Raw genomic sequence first — 17,132 nt, forward strand, 5'->3', positions numbered from 1 at the left:
GCAATGAAGAGTGAAATCACCGGCATCACGCGGGCCAATGAAGGCATCCAGGGCATCTCCTGGAATATTCTTGGCCAGACCTATGTGCCGAAGAGCTACGCCGAGAACAGTTTCTCCTGGCATGCGACGCTGCCGCCGGGCACGTTCGTTCCGCCGCACATCCATCCCGATCAGGATGAATATCTCTACATGCTTGAGGGCAAGCTCGATTTCGTGCTCGGCAATTCCGAGGCGCAGGCCACCGCCGGCGATCTGATCCGGCTCGGCATGGGCGTGCCGCACGGCATCTTCAACAAGTCGGAGCAGACCGCCAAGGTGCTGTTCTGGGTCTCCCCGAGCCGCAAGCTGTTCGACCTGTTCTGGGGCCTTCACAACATGAAGGAGCAGAAGCCGGAGGACGTGGTGGCGATGGCCGCCGAGTTCAACATCCACTTCCTGCCGCCGCCGCCCGGCGGCTAAAGCATGATCCGGAAAAGTGCGTAGCGGTTTTCCGAAAAGATCATGCTTAAACAACAACCTAAAGCGGTTCAGGCGCGCACCGCCGCGAGTCCCGGCACGGCGGCGAAACCGGCCTTGGCGGCATAGCCGCGCACGATGGCCTCGCGCTGGGAATAGCTCAGCACGTTGTCGACATTGTCGAATCCATCAGGGGCGAGCTGCTCGACGGCGTCGATGACGCCCTCGGGGCCGCCGCGCCGGTTGGAGCGAACGATATCGGCCGTCATCGGCAGCCGCTTCTTCTCATATTCGAGTAGCGCCTGGCGCGGATGCTCGGCGCGCACCAGCGCGTCGGCAAGGCAGCGCGCATCAAGGATCGCCTGCGAGGCGCCGTTGGAGCCGACGGGATACATGGGATGCGCGGCATCGCCGAGCAGCGTGACGCGTCCTGACGACCAGTAAGGCAGGGGATCGCGGTCGCAGGTCGGATATTCGTAGAATTCAGGCGTCGCCGCGATCAGGCTCTTCACGTCGATATAGGGCACCGAGAAGCGCGCGACGTGCGGCATCAGCTCCTCGCGGCGGCCCGGCCGCGACCAGTCCTCCTTGCGCGGCGGCGGAACGTTACCCTCCCCGACCTTCACCAGCACGGCCCAATTGGTCAGGCGGCTCGACGGACTTGATCCCTCCGCGATCGGATAGATCACCACCTTGGCATTGAGACCGCCGGCCACGATCATCGATTTGCCGGTCAGGAACAGCGGCCAGTCGCGCGCGCCGCGCCACAGCATCAAGCCGTTCCAGCACGGCGGCCCCTCGTTCGGGAACAACGTCTCGCGGACGCGGGAATGAATGCCGTCGGCGCCGATCAAGATGTCGCCGCGCGCGGTGTGGACATGTGCGCCGGCGCGATCGAAGAAGTAGGCGGTAACGCCGCCCTCATCCTGCGTGAACGCGCCCAGCCGGCAGCCGGTGTGGATGGCATCAGCGCCAAGCCGTTCCTCGACGGCGCGGTGGATCACGCCCTGGAGGCGGCCGCGGTGGATCGAGAATTGCGGCACGTCGTGGCCGGCGTCGATGCCGCGGGCTTCGCGCCAGACCTCCTGACCATGCCGGTTGAGATAATAGAGCTGATCGGTGCGGATCGCGACGTCGTCGAGCTTCTGGAGCAGACCGAGACCGGCAAGTTCCCGCATGGCATGCGGCAACGTGTTGATGCCGACCCCAAGCTCGCGAATGGTGTCGGCCTGCTCGAAAATCTCACAGTCGAGGCCGCGCGAGCGGAACATCAATGCCGTGGTGAGACCACCGATACCGCCACCGACGATAATCGCCTTCATCGCCCTTACTCCACTCGAAACACAGGCAATGGGTTAACGTCGCACGGGCGGTCACTCCGCCGCAAGCGGCTTTGTCGCCTCCGCCTTGAGCTCGGCCCGGGTCTTGGGCTTAGCCTTAATTCTCAGCTCCTCGAGGTCCTGCCGGTCGCGCACGCTGTTGCGGAAAATTTGCTCTTTTCCCGGCACATATTGCGGCGGGCAGAACGCGTTCTCTGCGCCGTACCAAGCCGCCGCCTTCATCGTGAAGAAGGGATCGACCAGATGCGGCCGACCAAGGGCGACGAGGTCCGCCCGGCCGGCTGCCAGGATCGTATTGGCCTGGTCGGCCGTCGTGATGTTGCCGACGCACATCGTCGCCACTCGCGCCTCGTTGCGAACCTGATCCGAGAACGGCGTCTGGAACATGCGTCCGTAGACCGGCTGCGCATCGCGCACGGTCTGTCCGGTCGAGACGTCGACGAGATCAACGCCGGCCTCGGCGAAGGCGCGCGCGATGGCGACGGCGTCGTCACCGGTGATGCCCCCGTCGGCCCAATCGGTCGCGGAAATGCGCACCGACATCGGCTTGTGCGACGGCCAGACAGCGCGTAGCGCCTCGAAGATCTCGAGCGGGAACCGCAGGCGGTTCTCGAGCGAGCCGCCATATTCGTCCGTGCGGGTGTTCGTCAGCGGCGAGATGAAGCTCGCGAGCAGATAGCCGTGGGCGCAATGCAGCTCGAGCATGTCGAAGCCGCAGCGCTCGCCGCGCTCGGCCGCCGCAACGAAGGCCTCCCTCACCGCGTTCATGCCGGCGCGGTCGAGCTCGCGCGGCACCTGGCTGTCCGGGAAATAGGGCAGCGGCGATGCCGAGACCACGTCCCAGCCGCCCTCCTCGAGGGGACGGTCCATCCCGTCCCACATCAGCTTGGTCGCGCCCTTGCGGCCGGCGTGGCCGAGTTGCAGGCAGATCTTTGCAGCCGAGTTGCCGTGGAGGAAATCCACGATGCGCCGCCAAGCCGCTTCCTGCTCGTCGTTCCACAATCCGGCGCAGCCGGGCGTGATGCGGGCATCGCGGCTGACGCAGGTCATCTCGGTGAAGATGAGGCCAGCGCCACCAATCGCACGCGAGCCGTAGTGCACGAGGTGGAAATCGGTCGGCACGCCCTCCTTCGCCGAGTACATGCACATCGGCGACATTACGGCGCGATTGGCGATCTCCATCTCGCGCAGCCGGAACGGCTGAAACAACGGCACCGCCGGCTTTTTGGTGTCGACCTCAAAGCCGCTGTCGCGAACCTGTCTGGCAAACGACTTCTCGACCTCAGCCACGAAGTCGGGCGCGCGAAGCCTGAGATTGTCGTAGGTGATCGCCTTCGACCGCGTCATCACGCCGAAGGCAAACTGTACGGGGTCGAAATCCCAGAAGCGGTCGACGTGCTCGAACCAGACCAGCGACACGTCGGCCGCGTGTTGCGTCTTCTCGACCTCCTCGCGGCGGCCGTGCTCGTAAATGTCGAGCGCGGCCTTGATGTCCGGGGCCGTCTCCATCGCGTCGGCGAGCGCGATCGCGTCTTCCATCGCGAGCTTGGTGCCGGAGCCGATCGAGAAATGCGCGCTCGCCTTGGCATCGCCAAGCAGCACCATGTTGTCCTTGACCCAGCGCTTGCTGCGGATCATCGGGAAATTGCGCCACATCGAGCGATTGGTGAGCAGCTTATGCCCATCGAGGAACCAGCCGAAGATTGCGGCCATCCGCGCGGCGGACTGCGTCTCGTCCAGCCCTGTCAGGCCGGCCCGCTCGAACGTCTCGGGATCGGTCTCGAAGATCCAGGTCGAGTGTCCGGCCTCATACTGATAGGCGTGGGCGATGAACGGCCCCCACTCGGTCTCCTGGAAGATGAAGGTGAAGGCGTCGAGCGGCCTGGTCGAGCCCATCCACGCGAACTTGTTGGCACGCAGATCGACTTCCGGCTCGAAATGATCGACATACTTCTCGCGGAAGCGGCTGTTGATGCCGTCGGCGATCAGGACGAGATCGGCATCGGCGAAGCGGGCTTCGTCCTCGATGTCCACCTCGAAGTGCAGGACGACCCCGAGCTCGCGCGCCCGCTCCTGCAGGATCAAGAGCAGCTTGCGCCGGGAGCAGCCGCAGAAACCATTGCCGCCGACCCGGTGCACGGTGCCGCGAAAGTGCACCGCGATATCGTCCCAGTACGCGAATTCCTGGGTGATGCGACGATAGCTCGGCAGATCATGCTTTTCGAAATTGTCCAGCGTGGCATCCGAGAACACCACGCCGAAGCCGAAGGTGTCGTCGGCCCGATTGCGCTCGTAAACGGTGATGTCGGCGCCGGGGCGCTGCTTCTTGAGCAGGATCGCAGCATAGAGACCCGCAGGTCCGCCACCGATGATCGCGACTTTCATGGGGAGCCTCGCCAATTCACCCGGCCATGAAACTATTTTAAGCCTAAAATAATTTCGCGCAAGTCCCCGTTGCTGGCCTAGTCACAGGCTGACCGGCCCTAGTCGCCTCGGAAGACCGGCTTGACCTTGTTGGCGAAGGCCTCGAAGGCACGCTCGAAATCGGCCGTGGTCATGCACAGCGCCTGGGCAACGGCCTCCGCCTCGATCGCTTCTTCCACCGACATGGCCCATTCCATCGCCAGCATCCGCTTAGTCATGGTGTTGGCGAAGGTCGGACCTTCCGCGATCTGCTTGGCCAGGACTTGCGCCTGGGGCAGCACCTGCTCGGACGTGACGATGCGGCTGAAGAAGCCCCAGCGCTCGCCCTCCTCCGCCGTCATGAAGCGGCCGGTATAAAGCAGCTCGGAGGCGCGGGACTGTCCGATGATCCGCGGCAGGATCGCGCAGGCGCCCATGTCGCAACCAGCCAGCCCCACCTTGTTGAAGAGAAAGGCAACCTTGGACCCGCTTGCCGCCAGGCGCATGTCCGAGGCCATGGCGACGATCGCACCAGCGCCGGCACAGATGCCCTCGACGGCGGCGACGATGGGCTGCGGACAGGCCCGCATCGCCTTGACGAGGTCGCCGGTCATCCGCGTGAAGGCGGTCAGCCCCTTGGTATCCATCTTCACCAGCGGGCCGATGATCTCGAACACGTCGCCGCCCGAGGAGAAATTGCCGCCGGCCCCGGTGACGACAATGGATTTGACCTCGTCGTCGAAGGCGCAGGCGCGGAAGAAGTCGGTCAGTTCCCGGTAGCTTTCGAACGTCAGCGGATTCTTCCGTTCGGGCCGGTTGAGCGTGACCGTCGCAACGCCATCGACCACGGCCAGAAGAAAATGCTGCGGCGAATAGTCCGCGAGCGGCACGGTGACGGGATTGGCTGGTCTGCTCATGCGATCTCCTTGGTATGTCTGTTCCGCGCGCTAGATTTCGCCGCCTGCGACTGCGATGGCCTGCCCGGTGATCGCGCTGGCGCCCTGCCCGCACAGCCAAAGCACGGCGTCCGCCACCTCTTCAGGCGCGATCAGGCGCCCTTGGGGATTGTGCTTGGCAAGCTCGGCGATGGCCTGCTCGCGGCTTCGTCCGGTCTTTTTCATGATGTTGTCGATGCTGCCGGCGACGAGGTCCGTGTCGGTAAACCCCGGGCAAATCGCGTTCACGGTTACGCTGCTGCCGGCGAGCTCGAGCGCAAGCGAACGAACCAGACCGATCGCAGCGTGCTTGGCCGCTACGTACGCGCTGACATAGGCATAGCCCTTGAGGCCCGCGGTCGACGCAATCACGACGATACGGCCATAGGGGCGGTCCTTCATGCCCGGCAGCACGCCGTGGATGGAATGAACCACGCCCATGAAGTTGATGTTCATCATGCGCGCGAACAGGGCACTGTCCGATTTCGCGAATGGCGCGGATTCGGCGCTGCCCGCATTGGCGATCAGGATATCGATCGGCCTTCGCGCATGGGCCTCGGCAATGGCGGCCTTCAGGGCCGTCTCGTTCGCAACGTCGGCGACCGCGCCGAAATGCGCGGCGCCATCATTGACCGCCTCATCGAGGACCTGGGCATTCCGGCCGATGATCGTCACGGTCGCGCCGGCGCCGACAAGGGCCGCCGCGATCGCGCGGCCGATGCCGCGGCCTCCGCCGGTGACCAGCGCGTGCGGCGAGTGCGGCAATCCGGACATGCGCTGGCTCCCTCGGATCTGTGACCGTTGCACCGATATATTTTAACCTTCAAACTTTTGCAACGAAGGCGCAGAACTCATGCGACGGAGACCGGCCCGGAAATTGCTTTAAGTGTAAAATTATAGCTTCCCATCCCCGAAAGGCCTGTTAGCATCGATGGGGCAAGCAAGAGGATGTCGCGTGCCGCAGCCTGGGCCAATGATAACAGAGGACGGACGCTTCGCCTATGAAACCGCGGGCGATCCGAACGCGATCCCTCTGATCTTCCTGCATGGCATCGGTGGCGCGGCGCGAGCCTGGCGACGGCAGCTGGCTACGTTCGGCGACCGCTTTCGCGCCATCGCGTGGGACATGCCGGGCTATGGCGGCTCGGCACCGCTCGCGAGCGTCAGCATCGCTGCCCTGGCGGACGCGCTCCAGCAATTCATCTCGCAGCTCGGTGCCACCAGACCCATCCTGGTCGGTCACTCGATCGGCGGCATGATCGTCCAGAAATGGCTCGTGCAATCCCCCAAACTGGCGCGCGCCGTCGTGCTGGCGCAGACCAGCCCTGCCTTCGGCAAGGCCGACGGCGACTGGCAAAAATCGTTCATCGCGGCGCGGCTCGGCCCGCTCGATCGCGGCGAGACGATGCAGTCGCTGGCGCCCTCGCTGGTGAAAGAGCTGGTCGGCGACGATCCAGACCAAAAGGGGATGGAGCTTGCGCGCGAATGCATGGGGAGCGTACCCGAGGCAAGCTATCGCGCCATGATGCTCGCTCTCATCGGCTTCGATCAGCGCAGCACGCTCAAGGATGTCTCGGTCCCCACGCTGCTGCTATCCGGTTCCAAGGACAACAACGCGCCGGCCCCGATGATGGCGAAGACGGCGACCTACATCCCGGGGGCCGAATACGTCGAGCTTCCCGGCGTCGGCCATCTCGCCAACCTCGAGCGGCCCGATGCCTTCGACGAAGCGCTGGGCAGGTTCCTGAACTCTCTCGCGACCAAAGCGTAAGGTGACTGCGCAATGACCATGCAAGTCAGCAAGACTCTCGGCACGACTGATAAGGTCGCGCTGGATGCGCCGATCTTCGATCCCGTCGCGTTCCGCCTGAGCGACGAACAGGCCGGCATCATCGCCCGCGCCAGGGAGATCGGGCAGACCGTGTTTGCCGATCGCGCCGCCACCTACGATCGCGAGGCAATCTTCCCGACGGAGAATTATCGCGATCTGCATCGCGTCGGCCTGCTCGGCATTGCCGTTCCCAAGAAACACGGCGGGCTTGGCGCGGACTACCAGACCTACGCCTTGGCAGCCGCCGAGATCGGCCGCTACTGCGGCGCGACCGCGCTGACCTGGAATATGCATGTCTGCTCGACCCTGTGGTCGGGCCCCCTCGCCGACGATCTCGACATGGACGCGGCGACCCGCGCCGACCACGAACGGAGACGCGCGATCCACTACAAGCGGATCGTCGAGGATGGCGCGATCTATTCGCAGCCTTTCTCCGAGGGTGGCGCGGCGGCCGCGGGCGGCGTCGCGTTCGGCACCGAGGCGAAGCCCGTGGAAGGCGGCTGGATCGTCAACGGCAAGAAGATTTTTGCGTCGCTCTCCGGCCATGCCGACTATTACGGCGTGCTCTGCACCGAGATCGAGGAAGGCGAGAAAGCGTCTCGCCGCAACACGCTTTACCTCGCCATCTCGGCCAAGTCGGAAGGCGTCTCGGTTGTCGGCGACTGGGATCCGCTCGGCATGCGCGGAACGGTGTCGCGCACGCTGCTGTTCAAGGACGTGTTCGTTCAGGAGGATTCTGCGCTGATGCCGCCCGGGGTCTATTTCCAGGCCGCGATGCGCTGGCCGCACATGTTCCTGACCTTGTCGCCGACTTATATGGGCCTGGCTCAAGCCGCCTATGACTTCACCGTGCGTTATCTGCGCGGCGAAGTTCCGGGCATGCCGCCGGTGAAGCGCCGGATGTACCCGACCAAGCAGATCGCGGTCGCGCAGATGCAGATCAAGCTGGAACAAATCAAGGGGATCTGGTTCCAGGCTGTCACCGAAGCCTGCGCCAATCCAAGCAAGGAGCAGGTGCTGCGGGCCTATGCTGCGCAATATTCGGTCATGGAAGGCGCCAATGAGCTGGCCGCGCTCGCGATCCGCACCTGCGGCGGCCAGGCGATGCTTCGCTCGCTGCCGCTGGAGCGGATCTACCGCGACAGCCGCTGCGGCTCGCTGATGCTGCCCTGGACGGCCGAGCTCTGCCTCGATCGCATTGGACGCGAGGCGCTATACGAGGCCGGCGAGACGGACGACTGACAGTGGACCTCTGCAGCCTGATCGATCGCAACGCGGCGTTTTCGCCTAACAAGACCGCTATTGCCTTCGAAGGCGAGCGGCTGAGCTATGCCGCGTTCGCGGCGCGCATCGAACGGACCGCAACGGCCTTGAAGCAGGAACTCGGCGTCGGCCGCGGCGATCGCGTCGCCATCCTCAGTCTGAACCGGCCGGACTATCTGGTCTTGCTGTATGCCTGCGCACGCCTAGGCGCGATGCTGGTGCCGCTGAACTGGCGGCTCGCCGTCGCCGAGCAGCTCTTCATTCTCGCCGATGCAGGAGCCAAGGTCCTGGTGCTCGAACGGGCGTTCGAGGGGGTTCTCCCCGAGCTTGCGCCGGGGACGTCAGTCGTTGGCCTCGACTTCGTACCGCCTCGCGGCACCACATTCGAAAGCCTGCTGGCCCGCAGTGACGGCACCAGCCGAAACCCGCACACCGACCTCTCTTCCCCGCTCCTGATCGTCTATACGTCAGGAACGACCGGACGGCCCAAAGGCGCGGTGCTGCGCCAGGAGGCGCTGTTCTGGAACGGCGTCATGAGCCAGCACATGCATAATATGACGTCCGACGACCACGTGCTGACGGTGCTGCCATTCTTCCACGTCGGCGGCCTCAACATCCAGACCACGCCGGCCCTGCAGCTGGGTGCGACCGTCACGATTCACGCGCGCTTTGCGCCGGATACCGCGCTTGCAGCCATCGAACGGGAACGACCGACACTCACGGTGATGGTGCCTGCGATCATCCAGGCCGTGAGCGAGCATCCCGCCTGGACGAGCACCGATCTTTCGTCACTCAGGGCCGTCGCGACCGGCTCCACCATCGTGCCTCCGCACCTGATCGAGCGTTTCGTCGCCCGGAACGTTCCCGTGCTCCAGGTCTACGGCTCGACCGAGACCTGCCCCGTCGCCATCTACACGCGGCTCGGCGGCGATCTGTCGCGTACGGGATCGACCGGCCTCGCCGGCCTGTGCTGCGAAGCCAAGGTGGTCGATCATTCCGGCAGCGAGGTAGCGGCGGGCACGCCGGGCGAGATCGCGGTGCGCGGCCCCAACGTGTTCTTTGAATATTGGGGCAACGAAGCCGCAACGCGCGAGGCATTGCACGACGGCTGGTACCGCACCGGCGATATCGGCCTGTGCGACGCCGACGGCTATTTCTGGGTCCGCGACCGCAAGAAGAACATGATTATTTCAGGCGGCGAGAACGTTTATCCGGCCGAGGTCGAGCGCGTCCTGCTCGAACATCCCGATGTCAGCGAATGCGCCGTGATCGGCAGACCCGACCCACGCTGGGACGAGGTCCCCATCGCTTACGTGATCCGGAGATCCGGCTCTCCGCTCGAAGCGGATGAACTCAGAACACATATCCAGGCGCAACTCGCACGGTACAAGGTGCCGCGCGACATCGTCTTCGTCACCGATCTGCCGCGCACGGCGCTCGGCAAGGTCCAGCATTTCCTGCTGAAGCAGCTCGATGCGCAGTCTCGCGCGCAAGGAGAAGCATCTTGAAGGTTGCAGTTCTGGGTGGGGGAAACGGCTCGTTCGCAGCCGCAGGCGATCTTGCCCTATCGGGACACGAGGTGCGGCTTTGGCGCCGCGATGCCGATCAGGTCGCGGCGCATCGCGCCGCCGGCTCGCGCATTCTGGTGAAGGACCATAACGGCCGCCACGACGTGACGCTCGCGTTGGTCACGACCGACATCGCCGAGGCCGTCGGCGGAACGGCGCTAATCCTGTGCCCCGCCCCTGCCTTCGCGCAAGCAGATATCGCTCGCCTGCTCGCCCCGCATCTGCGGGACGGCCAGGTCGTCTTCTTGCCGCCGGCGACCTTCGGCTCCATGATCTTCGCTCAGGCCATGCGAGATGCCGGCAACCGTGCCAAGACAAGCTTTGCCGAAACCGGCACGCTGCCGTGGCTGACGCGCAAGCACGGACCGTTTGAAGTCGCCATCACCATCCGCGCCAAGCGGCTACCGGTCGGTGTGTTCCCACTCGACCAGGCGCCGCACGCCCTCGACGTGATCGGGCGGGCATTCCCCGAGGCGGTCGAACCGTGCGGAGACGCATTGTCCGGCGCGCTGATGAATGCCGGCCCGATCATCCATCCGCCGCTGATCGTGATGAACGCAGGCCCGATCGAGCATTTCGAGAAATGGGATATCCACAAGGAAGGCACGCAGGCCGCGATCCGGCGGGTCACGGATGCGCTCGACGCCGAGCGGATTGCCGTGCGCGAGGCGCTCGGCTATGGCGCGCCGCATTTCCCGCTGGCGCATCACTACGCCAGGGAAGGCGAGATCTGGATGTACGGCCGCGGCTCGCACGACCGCCTGACCGATTCCGGCGACTGGCGCGAACGGATCGTGCTGACCGAGCATCGCTATATGCGCGAAGATTTGCGGCTCGGACTGTCGCTGCTTGTCTCCATCGCCGGCCTGGCTGGCGTGGCCACTCCATTGGCAAAAGCGTTCCTGTCGATCGGCGGGGCGGTCTGCGGCGAGGATTTTTCGCAGGGTGGCCGGACGCTCAAGACATTGGGCCTCGACAATCTCAGCAAGGCTGAATTGCAGACGCTGCTTCGCAATGGATTCTGATCGATGACAAATCGCGCCAATATCGCCTGTCTCGGCGCTGGCCGCATGGGGCGCGGCATTGCCGTCGCGTTCGCCTATGCTGGACACAAAGTCACGATGATCGATGTCAAGGCGCGCTCCGCGGAGGAGTTCGCCAAGCTGGAGGTGGACGCGCTGGGTGAAATCGGCAAGACCTTTGCCAGCCTGTCGAAGCTGGGAATGCTGAGCGAAGCGGACGTTGGCCCTCTGATCGCGCGCGTCTCGGTAGTGCCCGTCAGCCAGAGCAGCGCAGCGCTATCCGACGCCGGCATGGTCTTCGAAGGGGTTCCCGAGGTCGTCGAGCTCAAGCGGGAGGTGCTCGGGGCGGCTTCAAGGCAGGTCGGACCTGACACGATCATTGCATCGACCACATCGACAATCCTCGTCGACGATCTCTCGGGTGCGATCGTAAATCCCCGCCGCTTTCTCAACGTGCACTGGCTCAATCCAGCCTACCTCATTCCGCTCGTCGAGGTTTCGCCTGGGAAGGCCACCGACCCCGCCATCATCGACGAGGTCAAGAGTCTGCTCGAACGCATCGGCAAGGTGCCGGTGGTCTGCGCGGCGACGCCCGGTTTCATCGTGCCGCGTATCCAGGCGCTGGCGATGAACGAGGCCGCGCGCATGGTCGAGGAGGGCGTCGCCAGCGCGGAAGAGATCGACAAGGCGATCCGCTACGGCTTCGGCTTCCGCTATGCCGTGCTCGGCCTGCTCGAATTCATCGATTGGGGCGGCGGCGACATCCTCTACTACGCAAGCCGCTATCTCGAGGGCGCGCTCGGCAGCGACCGCTATCGGGCGCCGGATGTCATTTCCCGCAACATGCATGAGGGCCGCATCGGCCTGCGCACCGGCGCCGGCTTTCTCGATTATTCGGGGATGGACGTCGACGCCTATCGCGCGAAGCGGCTGCAGGCCATGGTGGATTTGCTCCGCCACTTCGATCTGGCGCGTCCGCCAGTGCTCGATCCCGACTAGCCGAAGACGTCCTGAAGCACGCCTTCCCGGACCACCGCGACGCCATCGAGCTCGATCGTCGTTCCCATCATCGGCAGGTCGAAATGCCCCGCCGTGTAGCGGCCGGCGAATTCGTTCGCGCCGGTCGAGAACAGGAAATTGCCGGAGACGGCCCGGATCTCCGTGCCATTGGTGTCGCGCTGGTCGTACATCGAGAGCGCCTCATAACGCGCTCCGGGATTCATGCCAAAGCCGACATGCGAGACCGCATAGGCCTCGCGATCGCCCCAGGCTGCGAGATAGGCACGCATCATCGCGGCATCGGTGCCCTCGCCCTCCAGCTCGACGACATAATCGTCCTTCAGAGTCATCTTCACGGCCGACGTCAGGTAACGCTTGAACGTGAGATTGATATCGCCTGGCGCCATCACCAGCGTGCCGTTGATCGTCCCGCTCTTTGGAAAGCTGACGACGATGCCGCCAGGCCAATGCGCCAGCGTGCCGGGCTTGTCGGTCCAGCCCCACACACCGACCGTGGACGCGCCGACCATGTCGACGTCGAGCGCCGTGCCGGCCTTCGAGGTCACGCGCATCCGCTTGGTTCCCCGCAGCATCTTCGCCGCGGCCCGAACGCGCTTTTCGAGCGCCGAATCCGGCACCATCCGCTCCAGCGCTTCGGGATGCTCGTTCGAGATCACCAGGATCCGTGCTCCGGCCTTGAGGATCTCGGGCGTCTCCACCGCGTGCATCAGGCCCTCGATCGTGCAATCCACCACGAAGCCGGCCTGCTGCAGCGCGGTGATGACCGGGCCAAGCTTCTGGATCGCCTCGCTCGCGCCGGTGGAGCGAACCGGAACGATGTTCCGGTTGCGCGGCGTCGGCATCACCACGTGAAACGGCCGCGCGCCCAGGCGCAGCAGCGCGAGCTCCGCCAGATGAACGTTCAGCGCACGCGACTGCGTCTCCGACAGGATCGCCGCAGTATCGCCGGCCTTGACGGCACATCGCTCGAAAATCTCGCAAAATGCGTCGATCCATTTTGCCTCGATGCGGTCAGCCAGCATGGGTCACTCCCGGTCTTGTCTATTCTTCGTTCAGATCACGCGTCTGGAAAGCCGCGCAAGAGGTACGACCGCAGAGCACCCAGCAAGGCGTTCAGGATCAGCCCCAGCAGCGAGATCGTGATCAGCGGCACGAACATGTCGACGGCCTGAAAAGTCCGCGCCGCGGTCACGAGCGCGTGCCCCAATCCGTCCGTCGACGTGATCATCTCGGCCAGAAACACCACGATGCAGGAAATGACAAGTCCGATCCGGCATCCGGTCAGGATCGACGGCATCGCCGCCGGCAGCACCACCCTGAACAGAATCTGGATGCGCGGCGTTCCCGCCGCCATGGCCGACCAGATCAGCTTCTGCTCGACGGTCGACGCACCGTAATAGGTCGAGAGCAGAATGGGAAAGAGCGCGTCCGCGGCCACCAAGGTGACCTTCGATCCGTGGCCAAACCCGAGCAAGAGCAGGAGCGCCGGATAGAGCGCAACCTTGGGCAGCGGGGCCAGGATGCGGACAATCGGCCGAACCACGGCGTTGATCGCCGGACTTGCGGCAGCAGCAATGCCGATGCTGACGCCGAGCACGACTGCAATGGCGAACCCGGCAAACAGCCGGATCAGGGTCGCCGCGATCTCCTGCTGAAAGCCCCACGTCGCGAGCTGCTGGAGCAGCCGGCTGAAGACGAAGCCCGGGGGCGGCAGCAAGACCGCGGGCGCAAAGCCGAATGACACCAGCCCCTGCCACAGGGCGATGATCAGCGCGATCGGGGCAATGCCAAGAAGGACGTTTGCGGGAAGAAGGCGCGACATCAGGAGAAACTCAGCGGCATGTCGAACTGAGGCTCGGACCAACGCACGAGCCTGGCTCGGACCCTTTCAAAAATGGCGTCGAGGCAGATTCCCATGGTGCCCACGATGATGATCATCGCAAAGACGGTGTCGTACTGGCCCATGTCGAGCGCATTGAACAGGATGTTGCCGGCGCCGGACTGCCGCGCGATCATCTCGCTGGTGATCATCGTAATCAGCGCCAGTACCAGACCCGTGCGGCAGCCGGTCAGGATTTCCGGCAGCGCCGCGGGCAGCACGATCCGTACCAGGCGCTGCGCGGGCGAAAGTCCCATCGCGGCACCCGACCATAGCATCTTCTCTTCGACAGCTTTGGCGCCCTCGAAGCTGTGATAGATCACGGGAAGGCTGACACCGAGGAAGATCACCAACGTCTTCGTGATGTCGCCGACGCCGAGCCACAGCATGATGATCGGCATCAAGGCGGCCTTCGGCACCGGATAGATCACCATCAGGAGCGGATTGAAAAAAGCCGCAACGCTCCGGCTTCGTCCCATCAACAAGCCCAGCGGAATCGAAATCAGGACCGCCACACAGAACCCGAGCGCCATGCGGCGAAGCGACGCCAGGATGTTGAGGAGGGATTCCTTGTCGCCGAGAATGTCCGGAATCGCCCGGATCGCCTCGACCGCGGTCGGGAAGCTGTCGTTCTTGAGCGCGAGCGACGCAAGCTGCCACACCGCGAGCAACCCGATACAGGCCAGCACCGGAGCGGCTCGTCTGATCAGGGCAGCCGGCGACATCATACCGCAGTCCCGGCTTCGTCGCTTTCATCGAACATGCGCTCGATATCGACGACATACTTCTGATAGCGCGGGTCGAGCAACAGCTCGCTGCGACGGCGCGGCCGCGGCAGATCGATGTCGATGACCTCGCGGATGCGGCCGGGCGATTTCGACATCATGACGACTTTGTCAGAGAGGAAGACGGCCTCGTCAACCGAATGAGTGACGAACAGCACCGTCTTGCGATCGCGCTCCCAGATGTTGAGAAGGTCGTTCTGCAAGCGCGTCCGCGTATGGGCATCGAGCGCACCGAACGGTTCGTCCATCAGGAGCACTTCGGGATGGTAGGCGAGCGTCCGGGCAAGCGCCACGCGCTGCTTCATGCCGCCCGATAACTCCTTGGGATAGAAACTCTCGTAACCCTTGAGGCCGACCATCTCGAGCAAAGCCAGGCTCTGCGCTTCGGCCTCGCTAGCGCGCACACCTTGCTGCCGGGGGCCATACATCACGTTGCCGAGAACGGTCTTCCAGGGAAACAGCGCAAATTCCTGGAACACCGGCCCGCGATCTGGACCGGGGCCTGTGATCGCCTGTCCCTTCATCTTCGCCGCACCGCTGGTCGGATTGACGAAACCGCCGACGATATAAAGCAGTGTCGACTTGCCGCAGCCGGACGGACCCAGGATGGAGACGAAGGCTCTCTCCTCGATCGTCAGCGAAATGTCCGAGAGCGCCACATGATCCCTGCGCGCGGAGGTCTGAAAGACCTGCGAGACGCGATCAATCTCGATGATTGCCGAAGCCGGCTCTCGTGATGTCACCGGTCTCACCCATTCGCTCGATCTCGCAGGCACCACCGTCATCCCGTCGCTCGCTTCACCGTGAGGCACGGACTTAGCAAGAAGCCTGCCAGACTGACGATCGTCTTCGCACCCGTGCGATACGTCATTCGAACCACGGCCATTCTGCGGGGCCTTCATGCGTCACGGCTCCGCCCGGCGCCTGACCAACCAGTCGCGCATACTTCGCAAGCGCCCCTGCACGATGGCGTGGCGGACGCTGCTTCCAATCGCGTCGTCGCGCGCCGAGCTCACCCTCGTCGAGCAGGACGTCCATCCGCCGGTTTGCGGCATCGATCCGAATCCTGTCACCGTTGCGAACCAGCGCCAGCGGACCGCCGACAAATGCTTCCGGGGACACGTAACCGATGCACATGCCACGGGTGGCGCCGGAGAACCGGCCGTCGGTGATCAGCGCCACCTTTTCGCCCATGCCCTGCCCGTAGATCAGCGCAGTGACGCCGAGCATCTCACGCATGCCGGGGCCGCCGACCGGCCCTTCATTGCGGATGACGAGAACCTCGCCCGCCGCGTAGGTACGATCCCGAACCGCCTTGACGCAGGCCTCCTCATCCTCGAACACGCGCGCCACGCCTTCGAAGAACTGGCTCTTCAGTCCGGCAACCTTGATCACCGCGCCATCGGGACAGAGATTTCCCTTTAGCACCGCCACGCCGCCGTCAGGCATGATCGGCGCGCGAGCCGCGTAGACCACCTCTCCATCCGGTGCGTTGGCCGCGCCGTATTCTTCAGCGAGCGTGCGGCCGGTGATGGTGATGCAGCTGCCATCGATGTGACCGCTCTGGATCAGCTCGCGGATCACCACGGCGGCGCCGCCGATGTCGTAGACATCCTTTGCCGTGTATTTGCCGCCCGGCCGCAGGTTCCCAATCAACGGCGTCCTTGCAAAGACCTCGCCGACGTCATCGATCGTGAATGCAATGCCGGCCTCGTTCGCAATCGCCGGCAGATGCAGCGCAGCGTTCGTCGAACCTCCCGTCGCCGCAACGATCGCCGCGCCGTTCTCCAGGGCTTTCCGCGTCACGATGTCGCGTGGCAGCGGCCCGCCGCGTTCCAGCATCTGCATGATCAGGCGTCCCGCCCGTCGCGAGATCTGCGCGCGTTCGGCATAGACGCCGGGCACCATCGAGACGTTGGGAATGGTCAGTCCCATCGCCTCCGAGACCATGCCCATGGTGTTCGCGGTGAATTGGCCGGCGCACGCGCCGATGGTCGGCAGGCAGGCACGCTCGATCCGCTCGAGCGTGGCGCCGTCGATCTCGCCGGTCATGAAGCTGCCGACGGCCTCATAGGAATCGAGCACCGTCAGCGTACGCCCATCGACGCGGCCCGGCAGCGAGCTGCCGCCATAGATGAAGATGGACGGCACGTTGCAGCGAACCATGCCCATCATGACGCCCGGAAGCGTCTTGTCGCATCCGCCGTATCCGATCAGCGCGTCGTAGGCCAGACCATGGACGACAGCTTCGATCGAGTCGGCGATCAGCTCGCGCGAGAACAGCGAGAACTTCATGCCCTCGTGGTTCATGCTGATGCCGTCGGATACCGACACGGTCGAGAACTCGCGCGGTGTGCCGCCGGCTTCCTCGATGCCAGTCTTGGCCGCAGCCACCTGGAAGTCGTGGGTCATGTTGCAGGGCGTCTGCTCGCCCTTCATGCTGACGACGCCTACCATCGGCTTCGCGATCGCTGCGTCGTCGAGCCCCATGGCGCGCATGAATGCGCGATGCGGGGCCCGGTCGAGGCCGTCTGTCGTTACTCGTGATCGCAGCTTCTTCATGCGTGCATCTTCATTGTGCGGCGTCCCGGATCCGGGACGCGGCTGGATCCCTGCCCGGATCGCTGGCC

At 64.4% G+C, this 17,132-nt stretch carries 15 protein-coding genes; 6 read left to right on the plus strand and 9 right to left on the minus strand.

The genetic code is table 11. The features are described 5' to 3' along the window. Positions 1-3: 3 nt before the first annotated feature. Positions 4-459 (plus strand): cupin domain-containing protein, encoded by a 456-nt coding sequence (locus tag K410_RS0126435; protein WP_018643141.1) that lies wholly within the window; start codon positions 4-6, stop codon positions 457-459. Positions 460-527: 68 nt separating this feature from the next. Here the strand turns inward: K410_RS0126435 and K410_RS0126440 are convergent, their stop codons facing one another. From K410_RS0126440 to K410_RS0126455, 4 genes are all read right to left on the minus strand, one after another. Further along, a complete protein-coding gene (locus K410_RS0126440; RefSeq protein ID WP_028137660.1) occupies positions 528-1,778 on the minus strand; it encodes a flavin-dependent oxidoreductase in 1,251 nt (416 codons plus the stop codon). 51 nt (positions 1,779-1,829) lie between these two features. Continuing rightward, positions 1,830-4,181: a bifunctional salicylyl-CoA 5-hydroxylase/oxidoreductase gene (locus K410_RS0126445; protein ID WP_028137661.1), complete on the minus strand. Its 2,352-nt coding sequence runs from the start codon at positions 4,179-4,181 to the stop codon at positions 1,830-1,832. 98 nt (positions 4,182-4,279) lie between these two features. Next, positions 4,280-5,116: an enoyl-CoA hydratase family protein gene (locus K410_RS0126450; protein WP_028137662.1), complete on the minus strand. Its 837-nt coding sequence runs from the start codon at positions 5,114-5,116 to the stop codon at positions 4,280-4,282. Positions 5,117-5,146: 30 nt separating this feature from the next. Continuing rightward, complete coding sequence (locus K410_RS0126455) at positions 5,147-5,908, minus strand: SDR family NAD(P)-dependent oxidoreductase (protein ID WP_028137663.1); 762 nt, start codon at positions 5,906-5,908, stop codon at positions 5,147-5,149. 199 nt (positions 5,909-6,107) lie between these two features. Between K410_RS0126455 and K410_RS0126460 the strand changes: the two genes are divergently transcribed. Genes K410_RS0126460 through K410_RS0126480 form a run of 5 tightly spaced genes read left to right on the plus strand, consistent with a single transcriptional unit; the run spans position 6,108 to position 11,817 of the window. Next, complete coding sequence (locus tag K410_RS0126460) at positions 6,108-6,905, plus strand: alpha/beta fold hydrolase (protein ID WP_049820319.1); 798 nt, start codon at positions 6,108-6,110, stop codon at positions 6,903-6,905. Positions 6,906-6,917: 12 nt separating this feature from the next. Continuing rightward, positions 6,918-8,207: an acyl-CoA dehydrogenase family protein gene (locus K410_RS0126465; protein ID WP_028137665.1), complete on the plus strand. Its 1,290-nt coding sequence runs from the start codon at positions 6,918-6,920 to the stop codon at positions 8,205-8,207. 2 nt (positions 8,208-8,209) lie between these two features. Continuing rightward, positions 8,210-9,736, plus strand: a complete 1,527-nt coding sequence (locus K410_RS0126470) for a class I adenylate-forming enzyme family protein (protein ID WP_028137666.1) — start codon at positions 8,210-8,212, stop codon at positions 9,734-9,736. Continuing rightward, positions 9,733-10,821, plus strand: coding sequence for an NAD/NADP-dependent octopine/nopaline dehydrogenase family protein (locus tag K410_RS0126475; RefSeq protein ID WP_028137667.1), 1,089 nt, complete (start codon positions 9,733-9,735; stop codon positions 10,819-10,821). The genes K410_RS0126470 and K410_RS0126475 overlap by 4 nt, the downstream gene beginning before the upstream one ends. A 3-nt stretch (positions 10,822-10,824) precedes the next feature. Then, positions 10,825-11,817 carry a 3-hydroxybutyryl-CoA dehydrogenase gene (locus tag K410_RS0126480; protein ID WP_028137668.1) on the plus strand — a complete coding sequence of 331 codons (993 nt, stop codon included), beginning with the start codon at positions 10,825-10,827 and terminating at the stop codon, positions 11,815-11,817. Here the strand turns inward: K410_RS0126480 and K410_RS0126485 are convergent. The 5 genes from K410_RS0126485 to ilvD form a co-directional block, all read right to left on the minus strand. Next, the gene (locus K410_RS0126485) at positions 11,814-12,860 is read right to left on the minus strand and encodes a 2,5-dihydroxypyridine 5,6-dioxygenase NicX family protein (protein ID WP_028137669.1); all 1,047 of its coding nucleotides are present in this window, start codon (positions 12,858-12,860) and stop codon (positions 11,814-11,816) included. The genes K410_RS0126480 and K410_RS0126485 overlap by 4 nt on opposite strands. A 35-nt stretch (positions 12,861-12,895) precedes the next feature. Next, a complete protein-coding gene (locus tag K410_RS0126490; RefSeq protein ID WP_049820320.1) occupies positions 12,896-13,660 on the minus strand; it encodes an ABC transporter permease in 765 nt (254 codons plus the stop codon). Further along, entirely contained in the window at positions 13,660-14,445 is a 786-nt protein-coding gene (locus K410_RS0126495) for an ABC transporter permease (RefSeq protein WP_028137671.1), read from the minus strand. The genes K410_RS0126490 and K410_RS0126495 overlap by 1 nt, the downstream gene beginning before the upstream one ends. Next, on the minus strand, positions 14,442-15,287 hold the full coding sequence (locus K410_RS0126500; RefSeq protein WP_049820321.1) for an ABC transporter ATP-binding protein: 846 nt from the start codon (positions 15,285-15,287) through the stop codon (positions 14,442-14,444). Before K410_RS0126500 ends, K410_RS0126495 begins: the two co-directional genes overlap by 4 nt. A gap of 82 nt (positions 15,288-15,369) precedes the next feature. Then, positions 15,370-17,064: a dihydroxy-acid dehydratase gene (gene ilvD / locus K410_RS0126505; protein ID WP_028137673.1), complete on the minus strand. Its 1,695-nt coding sequence runs from the start codon at positions 17,062-17,064 to the stop codon at positions 15,370-15,372. Between the last annotated feature and the right edge of the window lie 68 nt (positions 17,065-17,132).

It is taken from the genome of Bradyrhizobium sp. 22 (genome assembly GCF_000482425.1).
GTDB classification, from domain to species: Bacteria; Pseudomonadota; Alphaproteobacteria; order Rhizobiales; family Xanthobacteraceae; genus Bradyrhizobium; species Bradyrhizobium japonicum_B.